At 49.3% G+C, this 26,095-nt stretch carries 23 protein-coding genes and 1 tRNA gene; 9 read left to right on the plus strand and 15 right to left on the minus strand.

Translation table 11 applies throughout. The features are described 5' to 3' along the window. Nucleotides 1-84: 84 nt before the first annotated feature. Nucleotides 85-1,734, minus strand: coding sequence for an alpha-D-glucose phosphate-specific phosphoglucomutase (locus tag JR338_07940; GenBank protein QRN82365.1), 1,650 nt, complete (start codon nt 1,732-1,734; stop codon nt 85-87). A 106-nt stretch (nt 1,735-1,840) separates the two neighbouring features. Between JR338_07940 and JR338_07945 the strand changes: the two genes are divergently transcribed. The 3 genes from JR338_07945 (at nt 1,841) to JR338_07955 (ending at nt 3,163) form a co-directional block, all read left to right on the plus strand. Further along, nucleotides 1,841-2,350 carry a YcxB family protein gene (locus JR338_07945; GenBank protein ID QRN82366.1) on the plus strand — a complete coding sequence of 170 codons (510 nt, stop codon included), beginning with the start codon at nt 1,841-1,843 and terminating at the stop codon, nt 2,348-2,350. A gap of 82 nt (nt 2,351-2,432) precedes the next feature. After that, a complete protein-coding gene (locus JR338_07950; protein QRN82367.1) occupies nt 2,433-2,954 on the plus strand; it encodes a peptidylprolyl isomerase in 522 nt (173 codons plus the stop codon). A 136-nt stretch (nt 2,955-3,090) separates the two neighbouring features. After that, nucleotides 3,091-3,163: transfer RNA gene (locus JR338_07955), tRNA-Glu, on the plus strand. A 496-nt stretch (nt 3,164-3,659) separates the two neighbouring features. On the opposite strand, the gene JR338_07960 is transcribed toward JR338_07955, so the two are convergent. Both JR338_07960 and JR338_07965 read right to left on the minus strand, forming a co-directional pair. Then, nucleotides 3,660-4,289: a corrinoid protein gene (locus JR338_07960; GenBank protein ID QRN82368.1), complete on the minus strand. Its 630-nt coding sequence runs from the start codon at nt 4,287-4,289 to the stop codon at nt 3,660-3,662. Between the two features lie 129 nt (nt 4,290-4,418). After that, nucleotides 4,419-5,585 carry a DUF362 domain-containing protein gene (locus JR338_07965; protein ID QRN82369.1) on the minus strand — a complete coding sequence of 389 codons (1,167 nt, stop codon included), beginning with the start codon at nt 5,583-5,585 and terminating at the stop codon, nt 4,419-4,421. A 121-nt stretch (nt 5,586-5,706) separates the two neighbouring features. Here JR338_07965 and rph point away from each other — a divergent pair, with 121 nt between their 5' ends. Next, a complete protein-coding gene (gene rph / locus JR338_07970) occupies nt 5,707-6,438 on the plus strand; it encodes a ribonuclease PH (protein QRN82370.1) in 732 nt (243 codons plus the stop codon). A gap of 73 nt (nt 6,439-6,511) precedes the next feature. Here the strand turns inward: rph and JR338_07975 are convergent, their stop codons facing one another. Further along, entirely contained in the window at nt 6,512-7,147 is a 636-nt protein-coding gene (locus tag JR338_07975; protein QRN82371.1) for a hypothetical protein, read from the minus strand. A 160-nt stretch (nt 7,148-7,307) separates the two neighbouring features. Between JR338_07975 and JR338_07980 the strand changes: the two genes are divergently transcribed. Together JR338_07980 and JR338_07985 are read left to right on the plus strand one after the other, a co-directional pair. Next, nucleotides 7,308-8,477, plus strand: a complete 1,170-nt coding sequence (locus JR338_07980; protein ID QRN82372.1) for an LCP family protein — start codon at nt 7,308-7,310, stop codon at nt 8,475-8,477. A 10-nt stretch (nt 8,478-8,487) separates the two neighbouring features. Next, nucleotides 8,488-10,323 carry a hypothetical protein gene (locus JR338_07985; GenBank protein ID QRN82373.1) on the plus strand — a complete coding sequence of 612 codons (1,836 nt, stop codon included), beginning with the start codon at nt 8,488-8,490 and terminating at the stop codon, nt 10,321-10,323. Between the two features lie 113 nt (nt 10,324-10,436). On the opposite strand, the gene JR338_07990 is transcribed toward JR338_07985, so the two are convergent. From JR338_07990 to JR338_08005, 4 genes are all read right to left on the minus strand, one after another. Further along, nucleotides 10,437-10,676, minus strand: a complete 240-nt coding sequence (locus tag JR338_07990; protein QRN82374.1) for a YtxH domain-containing protein — start codon at nt 10,674-10,676, stop codon at nt 10,437-10,439. 228 nt (nt 10,677-10,904) lie between these two features. After that, nucleotides 10,905-11,126 (minus strand): hypothetical protein, encoded by a 222-nt coding sequence (locus JR338_07995; GenBank protein QRN82375.1) that lies wholly within the window; start codon nt 11,124-11,126, stop codon nt 10,905-10,907. A 27-nt stretch (nt 11,127-11,153) separates the two neighbouring features. Next, a complete protein-coding gene (locus JR338_08000) occupies nt 11,154-11,741 on the minus strand; it encodes a DUF5317 domain-containing protein (protein ID QRN82376.1) in 588 nt (195 codons plus the stop codon). A gap of 375 nt (nt 11,742-12,116) precedes the next feature. Further along, a complete protein-coding gene (locus JR338_08005) occupies nt 12,117-15,419 on the minus strand; it encodes a tetratricopeptide repeat protein (protein QRN82377.1) in 3,303 nt (1,100 codons plus the stop codon). Between the two features lie 221 nt (nt 15,420-15,640). On the opposite strand from JR338_08005, the gene JR338_08010 reads away from it, so the two are divergent. Both JR338_08010 and JR338_08015 read left to right on the plus strand, forming a co-directional pair. Then, nucleotides 15,641-16,066: a YjbQ family protein gene (locus tag JR338_08010; GenBank protein ID QRN82378.1), complete on the plus strand. Its 426-nt coding sequence runs from the start codon at nt 15,641-15,643 to the stop codon at nt 16,064-16,066. A gap of 77 nt (nt 16,067-16,143) precedes the next feature. Further along, nucleotides 16,144-16,827 (plus strand): TIGR00266 family protein, encoded by a 684-nt coding sequence (locus JR338_08015; GenBank protein QRN82379.1) that lies wholly within the window; start codon nt 16,144-16,146, stop codon nt 16,825-16,827. Nucleotides 16,828-16,962: 135 nt separating this feature from the next. Here the strand turns inward: JR338_08015 and JR338_08020 are convergent, their stop codons facing one another. Beyond that, nucleotides 16,963-17,526 (minus strand): isoprenylcysteine carboxylmethyltransferase family protein, encoded by a 564-nt coding sequence (locus tag JR338_08020; protein ID QRN82380.1) that lies wholly within the window; start codon nt 17,524-17,526, stop codon nt 16,963-16,965. A gap of 175 nt (nt 17,527-17,701) precedes the next feature. On the opposite strand from JR338_08020, the gene JR338_08025 reads away from it, so the two are divergent. Then, nucleotides 17,702-18,706, plus strand: coding sequence for a phosphotransferase (locus JR338_08025; GenBank protein QRN82381.1), 1,005 nt, complete (start codon nt 17,702-17,704; stop codon nt 18,704-18,706). An 80-nt stretch (nt 18,707-18,786) separates the two neighbouring features. Here JR338_08025 and JR338_08030 read toward each other — a convergent pair whose 3' ends face one another. From JR338_08030 to JR338_08055, 6 genes are all read right to left on the minus strand, one after another. Further along, entirely contained in the window at nt 18,787-20,115 is a 1,329-nt protein-coding gene (locus tag JR338_08030; GenBank protein QRN82382.1) for a CpaF family protein, read from the minus strand. A 35-nt stretch (nt 20,116-20,150) separates the two neighbouring features. Continuing rightward, nucleotides 20,151-21,707, minus strand: a complete 1,557-nt coding sequence (locus JR338_08035; protein ID QRN82383.1) for a tetratricopeptide repeat protein — start codon at nt 21,705-21,707, stop codon at nt 20,151-20,153. Nucleotides 21,708-21,976: 269 nt separating this feature from the next. Next, nucleotides 21,977-22,954 carry a type II secretion system F family protein gene (locus tag JR338_08040; GenBank protein QRN82384.1) on the minus strand — a complete coding sequence of 326 codons (978 nt, stop codon included), beginning with the start codon at nt 22,952-22,954 and terminating at the stop codon, nt 21,977-21,979. A 12-nt stretch (nt 22,955-22,966) separates the two neighbouring features. Then, nucleotides 22,967-23,962: a type II secretion system F family protein gene (locus JR338_08045; GenBank protein QRN82385.1), complete on the minus strand. Its 996-nt coding sequence runs from the start codon at nt 23,960-23,962 to the stop codon at nt 22,967-22,969. A gap of 55 nt (nt 23,963-24,017) precedes the next feature. After that, complete coding sequence (locus JR338_08050) at nt 24,018-25,202, minus strand: AAA family ATPase (GenBank protein ID QRN82386.1); 1,185 nt, start codon at nt 25,200-25,202, stop codon at nt 24,018-24,020. Between the two features lie 20 nt (nt 25,203-25,222). Further along, nucleotides 25,223-26,074, minus strand: a complete 852-nt coding sequence (locus tag JR338_08055) for a flagella basal body P-ring formation protein FlgA (GenBank protein ID QRN82387.1) — start codon at nt 26,072-26,074, stop codon at nt 25,223-25,225. Between the last annotated feature and the right edge of the window lie 21 nt (nt 26,075-26,095).

Raw genomic sequence — 26,095 nt, forward strand, 5'->3', positions numbered from 1 at the left:
AATCCCTCAGTAGTGATGAAAGATGTCATACATCAGATAAGCCATCAACACAAGCCACTGGTTCAGTGGCCTATCTGTTAATTCCTACAGCTCATTCTCAAAAAGATCCTGAACGATCTCCTGGCCTTCTTTGAGAACCTTTTCCAGGTGATCTTCGCTCTTGAAGCTCTCTGCGTAGATCTTGTAGATATCTTCTGTGCCGGAGGGCCGAACAGCCACCCAGCCATTTTCCGCTACCAGTTTCAGCCCGCCAATCGGGGCATCATTCCCCGGAGCACGGGTCAATTTGGCCTCGATCGGTTCACCCGCCAGGGTATCCGTCATGACCATCTCGGGGGTCAATTTCTTAAAGACAGCCCGCTCTTCCAAGGTGGCCGGCGCTTCAAGGCGTTTGTAATAGGATTTGCCAAACTGGTCTTCCAAATCCTCATAATGAATGGCAGGGTCATCACCCGTCACGGCCAGAATCTCGCAAGCCAACAGGTCCATAATGATGCCATCCTTATCGGTCGTCCAGGTGGTGCCATCCATCCGCAGGAATGAAGCCCCCGCACTTTCCTCACCGCCAAAGCCCAGGCTGCCTCTCAGCAGACCGGGGACAAACCATTTGAATCCAACCGGCGTTTCCGTCACACCCCGCCCCAGTGACCGGGCCACCCGGTCCAGCATCGCGCTGGTGACCACCGTCTTCCCAACCGTGGCGGAGGGCTGCCAGTTTTGCCGGTTGCTGAAAAGGTACCAGGCAGAAACGGCCAGAAAATGATTGGGATTCATCAAACCGCCTTCGGGTGTGACAATTCCATGCCGGTCATAATCCGGGTCGTTGCCAAAGGCAACGTCGAATTTATCCTTGAGAGATATCAGTGAAGCCATCGCATAGGGTGACGAACAATCCATGCGTATCTTTCCGTCAAAATCCACGGTCATGAATCGGAAGGTTGGATCAACCGCGGGGTTCACCACATCCATATCCAGCCCATACATCGCAGCGATCGGTTCCCAATACTGGATACCCGCGCCGCCCAGAGGATCCACACCAATTCGCAAGCCCGAAGCAGCAATCGCTTCCAAATTGACCACATTGCGTAGGTCTTCGATATAGGGATGGAGATAATCCTCAAAATGGGTCGTGTCCGCCTTCAGCGCCTTTTCCCAGAGCATCCGTTTGACAGGCCTTAGTCCCTGGCGCAGGATCTCATTCGCCCGGTCCTGAATCGCCCTGGTCGCTTCGGTGCCTGCCGGGCCGCCGTTAGGTGGGTTATATTTGAAGCCGCCATTGTTCGGGGGGTTATGGGAGGGTGTGATCACCACACCATCCGCTTCAACGCCGGAATGATCCCGGTTAAAGATCAGAATCGCCCGTGAGATCACCGGCGTGGGGGTGTAGCCCAGCCCCTCTTGCAGGACAATATCAACGCCATTGCCCGCGAAGACTTCCACAGCCGTGCGCATCGCCGGTTCTGAGAGAGCGTGGGTATCCATGCCGATATAAAGTGGCCCGGTAATCCCCTGCCCAGCGCGATATTCGACAATCGCCTGGCTGGTCGCAAGGATATGATCCTCATTAAATGAGCCATTCAGCGAGGTGCCCCGGTGACCAGAGGTCCCAAAACGGACCTGCTGGGTGATCTCATCCGGATCGGGGTGTTCAGTATAGTAAGCTGAAATTAATCTAGGGACATCAACCAACAAACTGTTTGGCGCTGGCTTTCCAGCAAGTGGGCTGATCTTCATATTTCTTCCTTTTTTATCCTTACTTTGATATTAAGCCGATTATACCTCACCCCTATTGTCCGTTATAATCAGAACCAATGCCGCTAGCGAAATAAGGTGAGATTCCATGTCCCGAATGACCCTCAAATTCAAACCCGATTACGATGACTATCTGAATGCTTCCCAGGCCGCCACTTTCAACCGGCCTACGATTGTGCTCATTGTCCTTATGGGGATTGTCTCCATCGCCACCATCCTGGCCCTCGGGCTGGGCTGGCTCTCTGTGGATAACGAGCGGCTGCTGCTCTATTTGCTCCCACCAATGATGTTCATCTTCTTCCTGCTCTACACGCCGATCAACCTGCGGCGAGCGGCAAAGAAAGTTGCCAAAGAAGGGCTTGAGTTTGAATGGCGCGTAAATAACGCCGGGATTTCAGAGATCAAGGGCGAGAAAACAACCAAATATAATTGGGAATCCTTCAGCCTGGCCGAGGAAAGTGATGGTTATTACCTGCTCTTTTCCCGCACCAATCGCTCAGAATATATTTTCATCCCCAAAGCAGTTTTCACGGAGCCGGAGGAGGAAAAAGCCTTTCGCGAATTGGTCACAGAACACCTGGGGACCTTCAAACGATAAGCGCTGGTTGGCCCTCTTGAAGTATGAAGTATAATGAAGCGATTTAAATTACACCCCGCTTATGGGAATGAGGAGTGAGATAATGGCAGAAGAAAAAGCATTAACCGTCGACAAAGATGTCGCCGTTACCATGGATTACCAATTGGAAGTGGAAGGCCAGGAAGTTGATTCCGGTCCCATCCAGTTCCTTTATGGACACAGCAATATCATCTCCGGCCTTGAAGATCAAATTAAAGGTATGAAGGTCGGCGATGAAAAGGAAGTTCATGTTGAGGCCAAGGACGCCTATGGACATTATGATCCCGAACTTGAAATCGATGTCCCGCGGACCAGTTTCCCCGACAATTTCGACATTGAACTTGGCCGCCCCATGCGCATGCAGGATGGTCAGGGCCATGTCTTCACAGGCATCGCCATCGCCATCACCGACGAGGTCGTGAAGCTGAACCTGAACCACCCCCTGGCCGGCAAAGATCTGGTCTTCAAAACCCGGATTGATGACCTGCGCCCCGCAACTGAAACCGAGATCCAGCAAGGCGCAATCGCCAGCTCATGCTCGGGTTGTGGCAGCGGTGACTGCGGCTGTGAAAGTGGCTGCTGCTAAGCCTTTGAAGAAATGAAAGTTGACACCGCTGGAGTAATTCAGCGGTGTTTTTTGTATCCTCATCTAGCAAATTAGGAATTTGTGAGCCGATCAATTGATTGACGCTGGTTGTTGTATGTGTTAGAATTTTTTGCACGCCCCCATCGTCTAGCGGCCTAGGACGTGGCCCTCTCAAGGCCAAAACCGGGATTCGAATTCCCGTGGGGGCACTTTCCTTTTAATTTTGTCATTGCGAGGGAGCCGAAGGCGGACGAAGCAATCTCCGAAGCGAAGGTGGGCGAGAAATAATCCCCCAAGAAAACAAAAAGAGAAGAATATAGATTGCTTCCCACTCCGCTACGCTCCGGGGACAGTGTCGCAAGCTCGCAATGACAAGATGAAGCATCTGTATATCCATTAAGAGTACAGGCCAAAACCGGGATTCGAACGAAATGCCCCTGTCCATTCCCGTGGGGATACTTTTTATTTAATCTTGTCATTGCGAAGGAGCCGAAGGCGGACGAAGCAATCTCCGAAGCGAAGGTGGGCGAGAAATAATCCCCCAAGAAAACAAAAAGAGAAGAATATAGATTGCTTCCCACTCCGCTACGCTCCGGGGACAGTGTCGCAAGCTCGCAATGACAAGCAGAATAATTAAAATGGAAAAGAGGCGCTGCAAGCAGCGCCTCCTAAAGCCTAATCAATTTCAGCGGTAAGAGTGATCTCTCACACCAGCGCCTTAGCCAGCTTGACCGCCCGGCTGGCATCCGGCGCATATCCATCAGCACCGATCTTCTCGGCATAAGCATCTGTGATAGGCGCACCGCCAATCAACACCTTAACCTGATCGCGCACACCGGCAGCCTTTAGCGCTTCAATCGTCGTCTGCATATTAGGCATCGTGGTAGTCAGCAGCGCTGACATAGCAATGAAATCTGGATGGTGTTCATTGACTGCAGCCACAAAAGCTTCCGGTGAGACGTCCGATCCCAGATCCACCACCTGGAATCCTGCCCCTTCCAACATCATGCACACCAGGTTCTTGCCGATGTCATGCAGGTCGCCCTTGACCGTTCCGGCCACGATCTTGCCAGCCGGCTGGATATCCGCATCCACCAGCTCAGGCTTGAGAATATCCATCCCGGTTTTCATCGCCCGGGCAGCAATCAGCATTTCCGGCACAAAGTATTCCCCTTCTTCAAAAAGCTGGCCAACAGCCCCCATTGCTTTGACCATCGCATCCAGGATCTCACCAGGATCCACACCATCCGCCAGAGCTTTTTCAACGCTCTCTTTAGCAACATCGCGCTGACCATCCATCACGGCGTCATAAAGAGTCTTCAAAGTCTCATCCATCTTCTCATCATCCTTTCAGCAGGGCAATAAGTACGGTCAATTCGACCTAATCAGTGTCATCGCCGGTTTTTCGGCGTTATGGTCACCCACAAAATTATAATATGGATTCTTTTCTCAACTTGTCTGGATTCATCCCATGACATGATCCAAAAGTTTACCGAGAGCCGGTTTTTCCACCGAAATGGCTTCCTCCGGACACATCTCCTGACAGCAATAACAGCGGATGCAGTGGTCATAGTCATATTGCGGGGGCGTTTGCTTTCCCGAAGTGAAACCTAATGCTTTAGGCTCTGCCGGACAGACTTTTACACAGCGTCCACAGCGGGTACAACGATCCGAGTTGATGACCGGTCGCGGGGTAATCCAGTTTTTAACAAATTTTGACCAAAATCCTGGCTCACCCGTTGTGCTGACCCGGGATCGATTCACCTTGAAATCAGGTATTACCATGGCCTCAATCGGGTCGCCCAGTAGGACGATATCATTTGGGACCAATAAACCTCGTGAGGTCGCAACGTTGAGGGTGGGAACCAAGCTCGGATCAAGGGACATAATCCGGGCAACAACATAATCCAGCGCATGTGGGTTAGCCGAGATCAAAACAACACCCACCTTTCGAGTCATCCCATTTCGCGGGCCGTTTCCTTCCATCCCAACAATGCCATCCATAATATGCAGCCGTGAGCCAACCAACTCTGCCAGGTCCACCAACATCTCAGAGAACTCGAACTCATTCGACAGACGAGCATGAAAACCCGTCTTCTGCACACCCGGCAGGCAACCAAAGTGATTCTTGACTGCACCTGTCAGGCGGGTCAGTGCATGTGTCTTGAATTTCGGTAAATTGATAACCCCGTCAGCGGCCAATACGCCGTTGGCAAGGTTAAATGATTTGATCAAATTTCCAACCGGATTGCGGATATCAACGCCATTAGCAAAATCCGCTAATTCAACGGCATTGGCCTCAGCCACATCCGCCAGTCCAGCCCAGCGCGCAGCAGAAGCAACCGGACCAAATCCAGGCGAGTCGCCATATTGGAGTTTCACCCCTGCTGATTGAAATATATCTATCACTGCTTCAAAGAATTCCGGTCGGGTAGTGGTTCCGTGCTCAGGCTCATCGCCAAATAACAGATTAGGTTTCAATACAATCCTCTCACCGGGTTTAACGAACTCTCCCACCCCACCTAACAAACCAATACCTGTTTTTACAACCTGTTTGACCCGTTTATAAGAATCGCAGTTCAAGGCAACGACACGATGATCCCGATCTGAAACAAATGGTTTCTCAACCATTAATCAACCCTTTCATCTAAAAATTTGTCTTATCAATATTATTCTTCAATTGTAACCCTGCTACACGCCTTCTGTTTCAGTTCCAGAAATAAATATATTTTCACAAGGGTATAATCAATTTATGAACAATGAATTTTCTCGCCCCGATGGGCGCAAATTTGATGAACTGAGGTCGCTGGCTTTCACCCCCAATTATGTCAGTGTGGCAGAGGGCTCCGTTCTCGTGACCTGGGGAGAGACCCGCGTACTCTGCAACCTGACCATTCAGGATGGCGTCAAACCCTGGATGGCTGGCAAAGGCACCGGCTGGATCACAGCCGAATATGCCCTGCTTCCTCGCAGCACCCAGACCCGAACCTCCCGTGAAACAAACGGCCTGAAAGGACGTACCCAGGAGATCCGTCGTTTGATCGGCCGGTCATTACGGATGGCCGTTGATCTGGATCTGATTGGCGAGCGCACCCTGCTGTTGGATTGCGACGTGCTCCAGGCCGATGGCGGCACACGGGTAGCCTCGATCACCGGAGGTTACCTCGCGCTGGCTTTAGGCCTCAGACCGCTGATCGCCTCCGGCGCCATCCCCGAAAACGCCCTGCGCCCGCCAATTGGTGCAGTCAGTGTGGGCATGGTGGAGGGCAATCCAGTGCTCGATCTCAACTATGCCGAGGATAGCCTGGCGGATGTGGACCTGAACGTAGTCATGGCACATGACGGCCGGTTCATTGAAGTGCAGGGCACAGCTGAAGGTGAGCCTTTTACCAAAGATGAATTGGAATCAATGCTCTCTCTCGCCCAAAAAGGCATCAAGGAAATCAACACCTTTCAACAAGAACTGCTAGATTCCCTCAGCTAATCGCCGTTTATTCATTTAAACATCAAAGGGCTGCCCCTAGGTGGGCAGCCCTCTTTATTATTGTCTTCTCAATTTATTTTCTTAAAGCATACGCCAGGATTCCCCCACCAACTGCCAGTAGGGCAGCGGGCCAGAAGTAGGCAATCAGGCTGGTTGAACCTAACAGGAACAATATCCCCAGAACAAACAGGATCCCCGCCGGGAACAATGCCCAGACAAGCTTGCCAACCGGTTTTGGAAGAATATAAACCAGCCAAAAGGTCAATGCAAGCCCCAGGAAGAATATCCCTCCGGAAAGCCCGCCACTTGCAGGTAAAAGGCTGACAACTGCGAGAGTAAAAAGGGCGCCGCTGGGGATAATGGCCCACCAATGAACTGGGTGGAAGAAATAGACTAAAAGGTAAGAAAGGCTCAACATACCCAGGAATAAAGCCCCCACCCAGCCATTCTCAAAATCGCTCTGCCCCATGAAAATGATCAACCCAAGGCTGATCAGCGCCATCCCAGGGAGCAAAGCCCACCAGTCATCAGTATTGACTATAAAAACCAACAAGAAGATCAAACCACCCAATCCGAACAATGGACCCATCAAAAAATCCCAATCAAGGGTTATGATATCAAAATTATTCAATAAAAATATAACGCCAGTGGCAATTAATAAAGCCCCCAAAATGAGTGACATCCCCCCCTTTGATTTGGGCTTTTCCATAGAATTCTCCTTGAGAGTGCAATGTGTCCAGTAATTAATCTAATTATAATGTAAAGTGGACTCGATATATAATCATTTTTAAGTGAATTTAATCAATTCCTCACTCTCCTTCCAAAATTGCTCAGAGTTGATTCATGCTATAATCAGATTCTGGGATCTCATGAGTAAACAACGTATGAAATATCGTCAACGGGCGTGGATTGCGCTGGCTGTCATCACCATCATCCTAACGAGTCTTGGGGTAGCAAGCTGCCAGCAGCGTGTTGTGGATATAACCGGACCGACAGTGGCAACCAACCCGGAAACCGCCATTTCTCCAACCTTGCTGCCCAACACCGCACCCCTCACGTCAACCGAAGCAGGTCCTACAGCCGAAACAATCTATGCGCTGCCGGAATTCGACTCAGCGACGGCCATTCCGGACCCGATGAGCGATATAACGCTCTCCGATGAGGTACAGGTTTGGGTATTACTGGGCTCTGATTCCGAACCTCCCTTCACCGGGCGAATCCAGGCCATCCACTTACTCCTGATCCATCCCAGGTTTTCCAAGGCAAGCCTGATCTCGATTCCAGGCAACCTGTACGTTTACATCCCCGGTTTCGGCATGCAGAGGCTCAACACCGCCTATGCATTGGGCGGTATCGAGACAATGCTCGAAACCCTTTCCTACAACCTCGGCCTCAATGTGGATCGCTTTGTCCTGGCCCACCCCGGCGATTTTCAATGGCTGGTAGATGATCTCGACTCCATTGATGTGACCATCTTCTACCCTATCGCCGGTCAATGTGGCGGCATCCGGGCCGGACTGGTCGAAATGGACGGCGCTCTGGCCCTCTGTTACGCCTCCTATCTGGACGGCATCGACGAAGTGGACCGGATGGAGCGCCAGCAGCAGCTTCTAAGGGTGATCTTCAAGAAATTCACCCATGAGAGTTACCTCACAAAATTGCCGCTGCTCTATTCAAGCTATCAGGGCTGGGTCAAGACGGACATTTCGCTGACCGAACTGATGGACATGGTTCCACTTTCACTCCGTCTGGCCGATACCGATCGAATTGGTTACTACATGATCGGGCGGGATGCCTTCACAATCTGGGAAGTGCCAGGTTACAGCCAGGCACAGGTCTTGCTACCCAATCAGAACGCCATACGCGCGATCCTCCTGCAGGCCATTGACGACATCATGCAGCCGGCCCCGTTGACCGGCCTGGTGCAGACGCTCGAGGCACAGCTAACCGAACAATACGAAAAAACACGCCAACCCTCACCAACCTACACGCCCACACCGACCCCGATAGGCACACCAACACCGCCGGGGTACCCTTAAAGGGAATTTGATGATGGTGAACAATAGTCTAAAGCCTAACTGGATCCTTATACTCGTCATGTTCACCGTGGCGAGCATTGTCCTGGGCGCGTTCACCATCAACACCAACCCTGTGGATGCCACCAGCCTAAAGGCGGATGGCCCCCAGCGCAAAGCAACCATCACCGTCTCATACACAACCTACGAATGGTGGCTGCTCACCTGGAGCAACTCTCAGGTGGTTTGCCAAATCTACGTGGAACATGAAGGCTGGCCGGAAACTGAAGAGGTTCAATATTATTGCGGGGATAAGGTCCTGAACGACTGGCTGCAAACCTCCCCCTGTGTTTTTGATGACGACATCACGGCAGCAGAACAATGTCCCGGCCTCTACCTATATCAGGTCAGCGTCACTCCCGGTGAACGTCAGATTGAAGTGGACCTACAAGCGCCGGAAGTCTATGTGGACATCTCCGATTGTGACCCCCAGGCCCCTGAAAACCGCTGTAACACCCTGCCCAGCCTGCATTTCATGGCTGAAGAACCCCTCCCTAATGAAATGATCATCAATATCCAGGGCTATATCGGCGCTGAGGCCTTCAACTGCGAAGGCAATGAATGCTCCGTCCCGCTGCCTGCCACGGGGCTCTCTGGTGTTGCTGTATCTTTCTGGGCCGAATCAAGTTATGGCGATTCATCCGAAACCTACACCGCTCAGGTCCGCGTGATCCCCTGGGGAGATTTCGTTGAGCCGGATGGCATAAGCAACGACCCGCCTCAGTGGTATGTAGATATCATCAGCAGCCAATATTTGGGCGATATCGAATCGACCTGCTCTCAAATCTGGTCCTCCTTCCCGCCTGTCGGCGGTGCACCCGCGTGGCTCACCTCACCGGATAATCCGGAGGGGCTGGTCTCCACTGTCCCCTATTATTACCTGGCTGCATCACTGATCAATCAGGGCATCGTGGATGCCAGCGCTTGTGCTGATGGCGGCCTGGAAAACACCCAGGTGGCTAACCAATGCGGTTTGGAAACCGCTCGTGAAGAACTAAACACCTGGCAAAACCAATTCGACAGCGAGATCGTTCAGGTTGCTCAGGATACCGGTGTTCCGGCCCAGCTGCTCAAAAATATCTTCAGCCGGGAGAGCCAGTTCTGGCCTGGATATTCCGCCAATTACTATGAAGCAGGTTTGGGCCACTTAAGTGACCTTGGTGCAGATACGGTGCTGCTCTGGAATCCCAGCTTCTTTAGCCAATTCTGCCCCCTGATTCTGGATACGGAAGTCTGTCAGAGGGGCTTTGGAAACCTGGATCAGGCAGAACAGGAAATGTTACGGGGCGCGTTGGTCCAAAAAGTGAATGCCGCCTGCCCGGATTGTCCCCTGGGAATTGATCTGACCCAGGCGAATTTCAGCATCAGCATCTTCGCCCGTTCATTGCTGGCTAACTGTGAGCAGGTGGGGCAAATCATCTATAACACCACCCGCCAAAAAGCCGGCGAGGTCAGTTTTTATGAAGATCTCTGGAAGTTCACCCTGGTTAACTATAACGCCGGACCAGGCTGCCTGACCAACGCCATCCAGGAAGCCTACAATCGTAACCTCCCGCTCAACTGGGAAAATGTATCTCGCTATCTTGAACCTGCCTGCCAGGCCAGCATCAACTATGTGAAAGATATTTCCTACATGCCCGAAGCATCGCTGGTTGATGTGACGCCGACCGCCACACCGGATGTCAACCAGGCGCCGACCCCCACACCCCAGCCCACGCCCACCCCCATGCCGCAGCCGACCCAGGAGCCCACCTCCTACCCGGTGGATGACGGCTATCCCTGGTACGAGCCTACCCAATCCTATCCATAGGCTGGTCTAAAAAGTCCGGTAGAATCCCCATCCCCCACAACTCTGAATTAACAAAAAAACACCCCTCGCATGATGCGAGGGGTGATCAATACCATTTTGCTTAAGCTCTCAGTTTAAGCTTGCTTTTCTTCAATCGTAACTTGTTTTCCGGACTGCAAGGCGTGAAGTTGGGCTTCCAACTCAACACGTTTCTCATCTGCAGCCTTTTGAACCTCATCTTTCAGATGACCAAAGTAGCTCACAATCTCCTGTTGGGTCTGCTTGCCGGAAGCAGGGGCCAAAAGCAATGCCACACCGCTACCGATCAACCCGCCCAGCATAGCGCCGAATAAGAATTTGCCAAATTTTTTCATTCCAGCCTCCATGTATTGTTTCACGTTCCTATCCATTAATTATAGCGTATCTGAATAGGATTTGAAACAAATCAGGTCTGGATCTCTTGACAACCCAAACATCGGATGCGTATGCAGAGATTCGAGGAACGATTCAAGAATTATTGACTTGTTAAGTTGCGCTATTCATCATTGACAGTGGGCCGCCAGAGCGACACAGTCTGTCAGAAAGCAGATCAATGTGCTATCCTAGAGTTCAGATAATTGTGTAGCAAATTCTGCCAGGTTATTCGCCCGGATGCTTGAAACACGCTGAACAACATCCGCACCAAGGTTGAAGGCTTCACCACCGAACCCGGAGGAAATGGCCTTGCCAGGGTTATTTAACAATGCCTTGCGGAAAGAGCCATTGATGACAGCTGCCGTCAATAATCGGCTAAATTCCTGTTGTATATGAAAATTCTTAGTCATCGTCAGTTCTCCTGTTGAACGACTGTCCTACTTTTTGTCTTCTGAATGATTGTTCTGTAATAAGAGGAAAAACACTCCAGCTGCAACAACGACATCGCCTATGCTAAATGCAACCCGATAAGGGATCCATTTGGGAAGGGTCAGGATATCTGAGAGGAACCACAAACGGGTGGTTTCCTTCATCAGGACCATGTCCTTGCTGAAAGCATGTCTGGCGCCAAGTTGCCAGGTATCCGCCGGTACACCCAATTTGTTGAGGGTATCCGGTGAGATCGGCATCCATCCGCCATTCAGGGCGATCACCACCAGGTTCAGGAGAAGTCCCAAACCCAAAATCCATATACCGGGCTGTTTGCGGTTTAGCCAGACAAACACGACCAAGATAAGCTGGGAGGTGATCAGAATGACAGGAATCCACTGGTCCGGTATCTTATCCCGGGTGCCCGAGATAAAGAAGGCAAGCATCTGTGGCGTTGCGGCGACCAGTATGAGCCAGATGTATTTCAGATCAATCGGTTGGTAAGGTTCTTTTCTAAAACTTGCGTTTAACAAACCCGCTGCCAAACCAAGGGCAACGGCAAAGACCAGGATCATTGCATTCCGATGCCACCGCATCCATCAGGAGCGCCAGCGGCCAAAACGAACATAACGAGGCTTGCAACAGTGACAACTAAACGGACGGTGCGGGAATCGAAACGGGTTGCAATAGAGGTGATTTTGCTTGAGAGCTTGGACATGGTAATTCCTTTCAAAGAATACATCTAGGTTGGTGTTTGGTGAAAGTCACATGGTGTGGTCTTTCAAATTTCTACTCCATTATTATTGCCGAGTGGCTTCAAACTACTCTGCAAAACAGGCTCAAGTACGCAAATATAACAGGATTGATATACTTTAATCCTGCACCAACCTATCAAGTGCCTGTTAGACGCAAAAAACACCGGATAGATACCTATCCGGTGTGCAATTTCAGTGCCGAATTGTTATACTTCGCTACTTTTGGATCAGTGTTTCATAGAGTTCACGGGTCTGACGGGAGGGCGGCGCGTTGATTTCTTTGACCAAAGCGACCCGGCAGCGCTCATATTGGCGGACGATTGCGGCCCGATTTCCAGTTGCAGCATGGATCCGCATGGCTAAGCGATGGGCATCTTCTAGGCAGGCATCTTCAGTGAGCGCCTGATAGCAATACCGCAACGCGGTCTTATATGACTTACGCTCCATATACATATTGGCCAGCCGCATCAGCACATCCAGATACATCTGGTAATAACGCTGTCGGTCGGTGATCGCCCAAATTTCCTCGATCTCGGAAAGGTAATCCCCTTTATAGCTTTCCACCGCAGTCTTTAAATAATTGATCTTATCCCGCGGATCCTTCGCCTTTTGGGCACGATCAACTGCGCTGGTGAAGGATTCCACGTCATATTCATAATCCAATGACCAGTTGAACTGGTAATAGTCATCCTGCAATAAAACGCTTTGGCGACCCACGGCGCGCCGGAGCCGATAGAGCGTATTCTTGAAACGCAGCTTCAATTCGTCAGGCGTCGCATCAGGCCAGAAATACAACCCCACCTGCTCTTTGGTCAGCCCTTCCGGGTGGGCCAGGAACAGAAAGAACATATCTCGGGAGGTCTGAGTCTGCCAATCGCTGCTGCTCACCAAGCGGCTGTTGATATGCACCTGAGCTTTCCCGAAGCTTTGAATGATCATCTTCGGTGGAGCGAAGGGCATGATGGTTGCCTGTCGGCGGATCTTGCGCCTGGTGACGGGGAGTTTCTCCTCAAACGAATCCACCCGTTCCAGGATCCTGGCGTATTGGCGTTTGACCTCATGCTTGCCTTTCACGGCGGTCAGGAGGTCCTTGAATTCACGAGCCTGAATGATCAGAGGCGTGGCATAGTTGTTTTCCAACAGAGCAGGCAGTACCTTTTCCAGATAGACCAGGGCCTCATCTTTGTCCTCCTGGGCAGCAAGCCCCAGTGAACAGCTGAATGCTGCCCGCAAGGCCTCACTCTGGTTGCCCTCCGCCTCAAAATAATCATAAGCTTTCTTAGCAGAAGACAGACCAAGTGCATACTGGTCCTGGCGAAGGTGATAAATCGCCAGCTCCAGTTCCAACAGGTTCAGGTTATACGATGATTGACTTTCAAGCGCCTTTTCTTTGGCATTCGCAAAGACCACTTCCGCCTTGGGAAATGTGCCTGAAATCCGGTTGAGGATTCCTTCAGCCAACGTCAGATAGAAGAGCATAAAGTAATCATTGGTCCGCTTTGCAATAGTCTCAGCTTGTCTATAGACATCTAATGATTCTTCATACGCATCTAAATCTTTATAAAGGTCACCCAAGCTTGTCAAACTCAGAGTTTCAGTTCTTGGAGAATTGCTAATTTTGGAATATTCAATTGCTTTTTCAAAATTCGCTGCAGCTTTTTCGAAATCACCGCGTAGTTGTTGAAGAACACCCAAGTTATTTAATAACTCTGCAGTCCAGGACATGTTGCCGCCTGTACTCCAAATATCCAGCGCCTCCTGATACATCATTTCAGCCCGGACGTAGTCACCCAAGACCTTGTGCATCAGACCGATGTTGAACAAAACCTTCGGGACGTTCTGATGGTCGTCATAACTCTCAAACAGTCGGAGGGATTCCTTAAGGATATTGATCGCTTCCTTAACTTCACCCTTATAGTAGAGCGTCACCCCAATGTTGCGGAGGGCTTCAGCCTTGATCAGGCCATATTCCGGGAATGCGTCCAGAATCTCAATAGCGTTTCTATTGTCCGCCAGCGATTTTTGAAGGTCGCCTTGAATCTGCATGGCCACCGCTCTGCGGATCAGGCTCAGAGCCAATACCTCGATATTCGCCGGGTCATTATCTTCCAGAAGGCGATCAATGACCTTGGTAAAAAGCTGAATGCCCTGATCCACTTCGCCGCCATTGACCAAAATCGCCGCCTGCAAAGACAGTAACGAAGGACGCGAAGTAGCGATATCCGGTGGCAGAGCTGCCATCCACTCCTTCAAGGTCAGCAGCTTACCGCCTGTGACCATCGCAGGGCCGGCTTTTTCCACCAGGCTGAGCATCTTATCAACCGCGCGAACCTGCTTATACAGAATAAAAGCCTGTTCCCAGTCCTGGTGTTCTGCGAAATCATCCGCTAAAGCAATTGTGATCAAGACTGTCTCTTCGGGGCGCTCTTTGCGCATCCTGACTTGAAGGAAATCCCGGAAGAGATGATGATATCGCAGCCACAGGTCATCCGAATCCCCCACCGGCAGCACAAAGAGGTTCCGAATCATCACCTGGTCAATTGACGACTGCCAGGATTCGGTGATTTTCAATGCCTTTCCAATCACCCGCTTACAACGCTGGACATCATATTCCTCAAGAATGGATGTTCGCAGCAGGAAAAGCTTGATATCTTCCGGCTGCTGCTCAAAGACCTGTTGGGCCATATAGTCATACAGGTTCACACCCGAAACTCTGGCCGTCCTAATCCGCTCTCCAATTTCATCTTCCAAGAGCTGCGTGGAGAGCAATAACCCCGTGATCCACCCTTCCGTCTGCTGGGTGATCTCTTCAGCGGATTTATCGGTAATGGTAATGTGATAATTTTTCAGGAGCAGTTCCTGAATTTCTTGCGAAGTGAATGATATTTCCTCAAATGACAGACCACCGACCTGATTTCGGGCCACCAACAAGGGCATATCCGAAAGGGTCAGCAACCGCCGTGATGAAACCATCAGGTGGACGTTTTCATCCGCTGCCTGGAGGAAGCTGTTGATAAATTGATTCACCAACTCCCCATCTTCAACAAGCTGATAGTCATCCAGCATGAAGATGAAGTGCTCTGTGATGTGCTCGTAGATATCATTGGCAATCGTTGAGACGATTGCAGGGATATCCAATTGAGATTGGGGGATACTATTCAGTACAGAGAGGGAGTTTTTGCCAAATTCCGGGAAACGAGCCTGAATGGCGGCGATAAAATGCGAAATAAATCGGAAGGGGTCCTGATCCAGCGGATCAAGCGTTAACCAACTAATGGGCCATTCGGTATGGGTGGCAAAATCAATCAGTAGGGAGGTCTTGCCATAGCCAGCGGGCGCAGCAATAATGATCAGTTTGAGGTCAAGCAGGTCATTTAAAATCGATAACAGTCGCTGACGTGTGACGATTTCGTCACGCCGACGCGGAATAATTAATTTTGTCCTCGTGATCGGGTATTTACTATCCACAGCCGCCTTCTGCTCTTCTTCCCTGTTGCCGCACCGATAAACAGAAGTCATTTTCATCCAACAATTGATAATGAATGGCAATCACTCCATGTATTCATTCCAAATCAATATTTGTTAATCTTATCAGACAAAACACATTTTGTGAATAACTCTACTTATTCAAGACAAGTAAACCGTATAAACAGCACCTTAATCAAAAATTTTTATTGACATATAATCGATTTAATGCCTTGAAAAATGTATAATAGTGTTTAAGATAAAGGATTATTCGTATGCAGTGGTTCAAATCAATATTGTTTATCAAAACATCTGGCAAAGGCTTCTACAATTTTACAGACGCAATCAATAGCCAGCTCCGCCAGTGGGAAATCGAAGAGGGAATGGCTTTCCTCTTTGTTCAGCATACCAGTGCGTCTCTGGTTATAAACGAAAATTATGCCCCGTCCGCCCAAACCGATATGGAGAACTTTTTAGAGCATATCGCACCGGAAGGGGAACTCTGGTACGCTCACACCCTGGAAGGCAAAGATGATACCCCCGCCCATCTACGCACCATGGTCACCAACATCAGCCTTGAAATACCAGTGGATAATGGAATCCTCAGTTTAGGAACCTGGCAAGGCATCTACCTGGCTGAACATCGGAATTCAGCCCACCAAAGGCGAGTGCTTCTACGGGTACTTTCAACCACCCCTTAACCAATCCAGCGAGAAAGCAACTTTGACTTACTCAACCCTAATCAAAGTTTGTCAATCCAAAATTTAAAGGAGTAGCAATGAATATCGAACTCAAATATCAACCCTCCTACACCCTGGGGATCGTTACCCTCGGACCAAGTGAAGAAATCCAGGTGGAAGGCGGCTCAATGGTCAGCATGTCCCCGGATGTTGCCATCGAAACCAAGGCGCGCGGTGGCCTGCTCAAATCACTGGGCCGGGCGATGCTGGGCGGCGAATCCTTTTTTCAGAACACCTTCCGCGCCGGCCCAAAAGGCGGAGAGATCACGGTTGCCCCCGCATTACCGGGCGATATGCACATCGTTCAATTAAACAATGATGCCATGGTCGTGCAATCCGGCTCATATGTGGCCTCGGAAAACGGCGTCACTGTTGACACCAAATGGGGCGGCGCGAAAACCTTCTTTGCCTCCGAAGGGCTGATTATGCTGCAGGTCTCCGGCACGGGTAAAGCCGTCCTTTCCTCCTATGGCGCCATCCACGAGTTGGACCTGGCTGCCGGCCAACGTTACACCGTTGATACCGGCCATTTGGTCGCTTTTAGCCATAACATGGGCTTCAATGTCCGGGCCGTTGGTGGCATCAAGTCCACCCTCTTCAGTGGTGAGGGCTTGGTGGTGGATCTGACTGGCCCCGGAAAAGTCCTGCTGCAGACCCGCTCAACGGACGCATTCCTTTCCTGGCTGCTCCCCAAGCTACCAAAAGACCATAGCAACCACTAAATTGGTAATTACGACTAATTATCTGGTTACGGCCCTCTCCGGCCCTCCCTGAGGGCCTACACATGGATAATACATAAGCCCCATCCGAAGTTCGGATGGGGCTTTTATTTTTGGTAAGAATATCGAGTATATCAACTAATAGATAAACGGAATCAGCGCCCAGGTGCGTTCCTTATAGGCCGCATAGTCGGGAACATGGCGTTGCATGAAAGACTCTTCAATTGAGATGCGCAGCATGACGCCCAGAACACCCACCAGAGCAGGAATCCAAGATGGCCCAGCCGCCAAAAAAAGCGGACAGGCAACCAGGAAAAGAATATTTCCCAGGGAAACGGGATGCCGAATAGTCTTATAGAGGCCGGTAATCACCAGCTGGGTATCGTCGCGTTCTATGGCCTGGCTGAAGCCCTCTTCCAGGTTCAAATATCCTTTGACAGAGAAAAACACCGCCCCAGCAAATAGCGCTCCACCAGAAACCATCTCCCAGATGGAAGGTTGGGTGTGAAGGAAAATAAACTCAGCCACGGGTCCAACCAGCACCAGCCACATCGGGGCCAGGATCAGCCACACAGTCCAATCCCCCCAACCTTTACGAATGTTGTTTCCGGGACGCCGCAGGACAGCTCGTTCACTGATCTTGAGTCCCGCAAAAAGTAGAGCATAAATGATTAATGGGTAATAATCTAAAATAATCTTCATATAACTTTCCAGGGCCGTTTAAATTATTCTATCCTTTTTGGTAAAAAGGCCCAACCTATAAAATATAACACAACCTCCATCATATGGTAAATGTTATCCTCATAATATGTGATTTATAATCAACCCATCCTCATCAACCATAAACCTTCTAACAGGAATTTCGGACCCAACTCAAATGGATAAAAGCATTCGAAAACTTTTCACTGACGAACTATTGGCACAAGCCTTGGCTGCCTACGGCATAAAACCCGCAGAGGCTGAGATTCTGGACGGCTTTGAGAGCTTCATCTACCAGGTCACAATGGGCGACGAGGAATATATCCTCCGTATTGGTCACGACCATCGACGCGGTGCTGACCTGGTTTATGCCGAAGCGAATTTTCTGAATTACCTTTCACTATGCGGGTTGTCGGTCCCCGCCGTCCACCCGACGCGTGAGGGCACATTGGTCAGTGCTATTCCGGCCGCTGATGGGTCACATTTCATCACAGCCTTATTCACAAAAGCACTAGGTCATCCCCCCAAGCGCAAGGACCGGACCCCCGAGCTGTTCAAGCGGATGGGCGCCTTTCTGGGCCGGCTTCACACATTCAGCGCAGCCTATCAGCCAGACGAGAATACCCCAAAGCGATACACCTTCGATGTGGATTCTAAGGCGATGATTGCTGAGGCAGAAAAATCCCTCCCAAAGGGCGACGAAGTCATCAAAGCGCTCTATCGGGAGACGATTGATAAAATCTTGGCCCTCCCAAGGGACAATGGCGGTTTTGGCCTCTGCCATAGCGATTTTCACAGTGGCAATTTCTTCATAACGGACAAAGGCCAAATCACCCTATTCGACTTTGATGATTGCCAATATGCCTGGTATATCTATGACATTGCGATGGCGTTGTTTTATGCCATTTCCATGGACTGCCAGAGCCAGGAGGAACTGGAAGCCGCCCAGACCTTTCTAAGCAGCTTCCTGAGCGGTTACCGGCAGGAATTCACACTTGATCCAGGCTGGTTACTTCAAATCCCTCTTTTTCTCAAATTGCGGGAAATGGACCTTTACATCATCATCCACCGGAGCATGGATATGAACAACCTGGATGCCTGGTGCGAGAGGTATATGGATCACCGCCGCGAGAAAATCTTGAACAACACGCCATATTGTGCGCTTGACTATGCCAGGCCCTGATAACATAACTTTTTATCCTTCTCCCATTAATGACAAAAGCGCCCCCACGTTGTGGGGGCGTTTATCATCTTAGGTGCTACTTACCGTTCAAACACGCTATCAGGCAGTCTAATCCCAGCGGCAACCAGTTTCGGGGTGAACCCTGGGCGCAAACCTGTGGGCTTATGCGTGCCCTGGATCATACCGTTCTTGATGCCGGCATGTTCAAAGGCATAGAGGTCCTGCATAACGACCGTGTCACTCTCCATGCCCTGCACCTCAGCCACCTTCACGATCTTACGGGTACCATCCTTCATTCTTTCAAGGTGCACAATCAATTCCATGGAGGAGGCCACCTGTTCACGGATAGCCCGCAGGGGCAGATCCATCCCGGCCATCATCACCATGGTTTCAATACGTCGTAAGGCATCCCGAGGACCGTTAGAGTGGATGGTGGTCATAGAGCCGTCATGACCAGTGTTCATGGCCTGAAGCATGTCAACCGCTTCACCACCACGGCACTCACCGACGACAATGCGGTCAGGGCGCATACGCAGGGCATTGATCACCAATTGGCGAATGGTAATTTCGCCTTTCCCTTCAATGTTCGGTGGGCGTTTCTCAAGCCGGACCACATGCGACTGGCGCAGCTGAAGCTCCGCTGTATCCTCAATGGTGATCACCCGTTCACCCTCAGGGATGAACGAGGAAAGCACGTTGAGGAAGGTGGTTTTACCGGTACCGGTACCACCGGAGACCACCATGTTAACCCTGGCCTCAACGCAAGCCTTGAGGAAGTTGGCCAAACTGATGTTCAACGTCCCATTCGAGATCAAGTCCTGCACTTGGAACGGCCGGGTGGCAAATTTACGGATAGTCAGTACAGCGCCGTTCAGTGAAAGCGGTGGAATGGTTGCGTTCACACGGAAACCACTGGGCAAGCGGGCATCCACCATTGGCGAGGATTCATCCACACGCCTGCCGATGGGCGATACAATCCGGTCAATGACCCGCATCAGGTGCCCTTCGCTTTCAAACTTCACATTAGTCGGTTTGATAAGACCAAATCGTTCAACATAGACCTTATCATAGCCATTGACCATGATTTCTGTAATGTCGTTATCTTTCAACAAAGGTTCAATTGGGCCATACCCCACAATATCCGCAACAACCAATTCCAAAAGCTGATTACGGGTGTCATGGTTATAAAGAAAATGCTCTTCTTCCAGAACTTTATTGAAGACTTCTTCAATCAATACCTTCAGCTTTTCAGGATTGACCGACGAGTCAGATTTGCTGTTTTCAAGCAGTTCCTTTTGGACTGCATCCCGAATGGCAATAAAATCGTTATGATGCTCTGAAGCAATGGTTTGGCTTTGTTGAACGGGAGTTGAACTCTCCTTATTCATCGCTGGTCGATTTGAAAACATGAGCCCTCCTACAAGGTCCTACAGATAAATCCTTTTTATTGTTGAATGCTGGGAACAATCAATTGTCTCCCAAAATTGATCACCGTGCTCTTAGGCAAATTATTCGCCTCAAGAATAGCATCAATGGTCGATAGGTTGTCATCTGCGAAGAAGGCCAAACAAGCCCCATCGCTGATCTCAATTTCAGTATTAATATATATGCCGCCGATTCCTTGAAGCACTTCCTGCAGCGCTGAATAGGCCGAATCATAATCACCGGTTGCATCCCAGTAACTGGCCTGAGCCATCAAATTATTGACGGACCCCAGCTCAGTATAGGAGGTGATCTCAATCGAATTCAAAGCATAGAGATAATATGACACAGCATTCTCATAATCTCTAAGCTTCCCATAAGTGTCGCCGATATATAGCTGAATCTGGAACAACTTCAAATCATTTTCTCTATCGTCCCAAGCTACCAATTCCGCCTGCTCAAAATTGTTGAGCGCATCGGAATAGAATCCTGCTGAGTAATACTGCTCGCCCAGGGCAGAATACGCCTCATAAAGCAAGGTAGCGCTGTTTCCACCAGCGAAGTTGGGATCTGATTCCATGATCTTCGTCAAATTTGTAATCGCAGGCGCCCAATCCATATCCAGGAAATCCTGAAACGCCACTTGATAATACTCAGCGTTGTTCAGGTCTCTTTGTAACGCCGAATTCTTCGGGTCAATACTTGCGGCTTTGGATAGATAGGTGACTGCTTTCTTGACCGAAGTGATCGTCTGATTGCTGTCCGAAAGCATTTCCTTCGCCGTCTGAACAAATTTTAATTGCAGAAGGTTGCTGCTGGCTTCCTGCAGGTTTTCGCGCTCATTCGCATATTGCTTACTCTGCGGAATCAGGGCAACGGCTTTACGATAATATTGTTCCGCTGCCTCAATGTCTTCAATGGTAGCCCCATCATCCTCAAGCATACTAATGATCTTTTTCAGATAGCCCTGAAGCAACTGCTCTGTGATCAGGGGATCATTCAGCTGAGAGTCTAATGCGAGTGCACTTTCATAAGAACCGATGACGGTATCCCAGTCTTCGTTCTCATAAGCTGTATTGCCATCAGCCAACAAAATGGCTATTTGATTTTCCGTCTCGATGGCTTCAATCTGCTGGGATACGTCCCATAATCCAGGGCTTTCTACCTGGATATCATAGAACAAAACTAACGCATCTTCCAGATTGCCAGCCTCCAGAAGAGATTCGGCTTCCTGATATTTAGACTCCATGCGCAAGAGCAGCTCGACTTCCGTTGTCAAATTGGATAACCGTTCATAATCCGGATTGATTTCACGAATATTATCGATAATGGCGGCAGCAGGCTGGGGATTGCCAACCAGCAAGAGCTGTTCCGCCTGATTGGCCATATTGTCCAACGTATAGGATTGTTGAATGCGTTGTTTCTCAGCGATCTGATTATTGAAATATTTAAAGGAAAAATAGAAAACGGTAGCGACGATCAGAATGACGGCAACAATCATTATGATAAAGCCAAAGGAGTTTTTGACTTTTGTTCTTTTTTCAACCTTCTTATTTTTATCCTCCATTGTCTTAATCATCAGCTTCATCTGGAGGTTTTCTTTAAACTTTAATAATGCCGGGTGTTCCGGATAACGCTCTTCAATCTTTTCAAGGGCTTCATTGCATTCAGAGAAGTCGCCGTTTTGAAATAGCTTGATTATATTAATGTACTCAGGATCATTCGAAAGATCGATCGGTATCACGATCTTTTCGTCTATTCCTTCAAACTTGGAATCCTCATTTTTTGATCTTCCAAAATTCGGTCGTAGTGATCCCATTTTCTTCCGCTCTTACCTAATAAATCAATCTATAAAGTGCTAAAGAGGTCCATAATGGCTGGGATGGATGGGCCCAGAATGACTGCAAGCATGGCCGGGAAGATTAACAAAGCAATTGGGAACAACATCTTCCCTGGGAGTTTATTTGCAATTTCTCTGGCCCTAAACTGGCGCTGAACACGCATCTGTAAAGCCTGACTGTGCAAAACATCCGCATAGCTCATACCGACTTTTTCTGCCTGGATGATAATTGCGACGAAACGGGAAAGGTCATCCACATCCAACCGGTTGCTCATATTCCTCAGCGCGGTCGCCCGGGAGATACCCATTTCCATCTCTTTGGTCACCCGTTTGATCTCATGCCCAAGATCGGTATCCCAATAACCACTGATCTTCAACAAGGATTGATCAAACGCCAAACCGGCGCTGGCGCAAACTGAAAGCATATCCAAGGCATCCGGCAGCCCTCGCTGAATTTCATCCTGCCGGACCCTGACTTTGCCATTCAGCCAGACCGTTGGGTACATATAGCAGAGTAGGACGATAATTACACCTATGCCCAACATCTTCAAGTCAATATTCTTAAAATCGCGATTTAGAATGAATGCGACCACAATGCCAGCCACAAAGGCCAGGAAACGGATAGCATAAAATTCACCCGCGTGCATATTGCGTGGATTCCCCGCAATCGTCAATTTGTGTTCCAGATCAACAACCAGCTTTTCAGGCGTAAATCGCCCCAGAAACTGGAGGATCTTTTTAAACCAATTGACGATGGTCCGATTGAAGAGCGACCCACTGATTTCACGCTGGACGATCATTGGGCGCTTTGGGCCGCCCTCCGACACAATTGGCTCAGCGTTGACGAACTGTTCGATCCGGTTCGAGACCTTCTTCCCCGACTTAAGCCAGGAGACGATACCATAAATAATCGTCCCCAAACCAAGGAAGACGACCACCACCCCTACGCCAACAAATAATAAATCGCTATCCAGAAGATTTTCCATAGAAAATAACCCTTAAACTTTAATCTGAATGAGTTTTCGGATCCAAACATTGCCGATGATCACCAACACCAGAGCACCTAAGAAAATCCCTTGGGTGATAATCGATGTCGCCACGGCGTCAAAATAACTGGGGGACAACATGAAAATCGCTAAACCTGTGATAAATGGCATTAATGACAAAAAGTTGCCAACATAGCGCGAATACGATGTCAGTGATCGAATTTCAGCAAACAACTGCATCCTGTCACGGATGGTGTCAATCGTGGATTCAAGAACGGTTGAAAGATTGCCACCCACCTGCGTGTTGATGATGATCGCTGTGACAACAATCTGCAGGTCATCGCTTGCCATACGCTCGGAAAGGTTCAACAGAGCATCCTCCGTTGAAATACCTAGGCGAACCTCATGAAGCACCCGTCCGAACTCCTCAGATGCCGGCGCAGGCACCTCATTAACCGCAAGGTCGAGAGCCTGCATCAAGCTGTAACCGGATTGAACCGCGCCCTTGACCAGAACCAGAACATCCAGGAGCTGATCCTGGAATTTATTCTGCCTGCGGATGATCGCCCTATCTAACAAGATCGGCGGAATCATAATCGCAACCACGCTAATAAACAATCCTGCTAACATTGAACCAAAAATCAACCAGGAAGCTGCGAAAGTCAATATTGTGAGCGAGACACGAATAAGGATGTATTCAATATCCGTGATCTCCCAATACGCACTGGAAATCTTTATTTGAAGTTTTTCAGAAGATATATTCGAGAGAGATGAATTGATCCATTCCCGAAAATTGCTGATATCTTCCACGGAAGGCAAAGGCACAGTCCTGCGGGACGGCTTACGCTGGTCCTCAACTTCTTCTTCCTGAGTGACAAACTGTGAGATCCGGCCTTGCTTCTTTGCCGACAGTCTGTTTCGATATAGCCAAACAGCGATCCCGATTAGCCCAAGAAAGCTAACGCCAAAAACCGCAACTAGGATGCCGGTGATTAATGTCTGACTCAAAAGATCCTCGCTTATTATTCCTTCCAGAACCTAAATAAAGAAATATCCTTATTGACTATTTACCTTCAGGGCTCTGGATCAACTTCAGCAAATCTTTCGTAATATCGGTATAGGCCCGACTGATCGGATGGCGGCCCTTCTTCATCACAATCGGAACGCCCTCATTCAAACAACTGAGTGCCAGATTTTCATCAGCAGGAATTTTGCCAAATACCTTCATCTTCAAGATGCTCTCAATCTCATCGCTCTTCACATCGGCTTTTCTGCCGACCATATTGAGGAGGAACAGCATCTTTTCTTTCGGATAAGAGAGCGTTGAGGCAATTTCAAGGAATTGCCTGGCATCGCGCATGGAGGCAAGATCAGGATTCAGGACGAGCAGGATCTTATCCGATGAATCCATGTAAGTGACCGTGTTTTCATCCAAGTAATTGCCGCCATCAATAATGATATTCGGGAAGACTTCTTGTAGGCTTTGAACGACAGTGAAAAGGTTCTCGGGTTTGATCCCTTGGGCCTGAGAAATCGAATTTGGACTGGGCAGCACATAAACACCGGATGCATGCTGCTCCACAACTTGTTTGATCAATTGCTGGTCCAACTTTCCGGCATGAGCAATCAAATCGGTGATCGAGTTGCCAGTGAACAGGTTCAAGAACAGTGCGACATGCCCAAACAAATGCTTACCATCAATCAATAAGACGTCCTCGTTAAGCGCCTTATTCAGGCTGATTGCCAGGTTAATGGCAACTGTTGTTGTTCCTGCCCCACCTTTAGGACTAAATACAGTATATGTGTTTTTCGCGTTGATAATATTCTCCATAAGGGTACCTTCAGTCGGTGTGGTTTGATTGCGTTCTAAAAGTTCCAATACTCGCTTGATGATGATCACTAATTTTTCCGATTGGAAAGGGTACTGCAGAAATGCTCTGGCACCTGACAAAACAACCCGATCCAAATTAACCATTTCCGCTTCTGAAAGTAACGCAACTACGGCGCTCTTAGGAAAATCAGAGGCAAGTTTATCTACCAAATAAAATGGATGATGTTGAAAACCAAAGTCGAGGAGGACAACATCTGGTTTCAATTGTGAAATCACACTCAGTAAGTTCTCCTGTGTGATTTCCTTTTCAAGCAGTTTCAACTCATCTTGTTCTGCCAGAGTGGTTCTGGTTGCCTCAATGACTGATGGATTCTTCGAAACCAGGAGTATTGTTGCGGATTCGTTGTTTTTCGCCATTATTAGAGTTCCTTATACAATCAAGGTAAGATCTCAAGACCATAAAATTCAATAATGTATTCAGCGGTAACGGGTGTCAGTTCAAATTGCATGGTTGATGTGGGCGCACGAAGTACAATATCGAAGATGGCATTTGTATCTTTAAGGTGCTTCAGAATCAGAGCGTCCTGGGGGGATAAAGCGAAGAGATAGGCTTCAATCGTCCCTTTCACAGCCGTCGACTGTTGATTATTGGTGTTCAACATATTCTCTTCTGTGTTGGTATTTGATGCTTCGATCACATCTACCACAAGCGCCGTAACACTGATCCGTTGCATGGTGTCAACCGTGAATGTCCTCGTCTGAGGCTCATTTTCCTCATCAGTCGCCGCGGGGGTATCGCCAACAGTCTCAACCTCTTCGTCAAAGGTGGCAAAGATATCAACGATGTCACCCCGCTGGACCATGCTGTTGCGGCTCATCAAGTCATTGGCTGGGAAGGCCATCAGGATATGATCCTCACTTAAAATAAAGCTGATATCGCCGATGTTGTTGGTCGGATCAGCTAAATTATGGAGGAGCACCATCTCACCCTGGATCATATCAGTTTTGACCATCTTGCCCACAGCGGCATCCAGTGTGGAAAGCACATCGCGGGGGGCGATTTCCACTGGCACACTCGCCAGTTCGACATCGCCGGTCTCAATTCGGTCACCAAGAGAAAGATCACGTGTCAATACGACAACAGTGGTTTTGACTGTCTCTTCCTCAACATTAACGGGGGTTTGGGCTGCCTGGTAACGTTGGACCAATAATATACTGGCAAAAACACCCACAGCGACGAGGATCAACCCCGCAATAACTATCAAGAATACTTTAGCTTTGTTTGACAAAGGAAACCTCCAATGATCGTA

Source organism: Chloroflexota bacterium, from assembly GCA_016887485.1.
GTDB lineage: Bacteria > Chloroflexota > Anaerolineae > Anaerolineales > Anaerolineaceae > Brevifilum.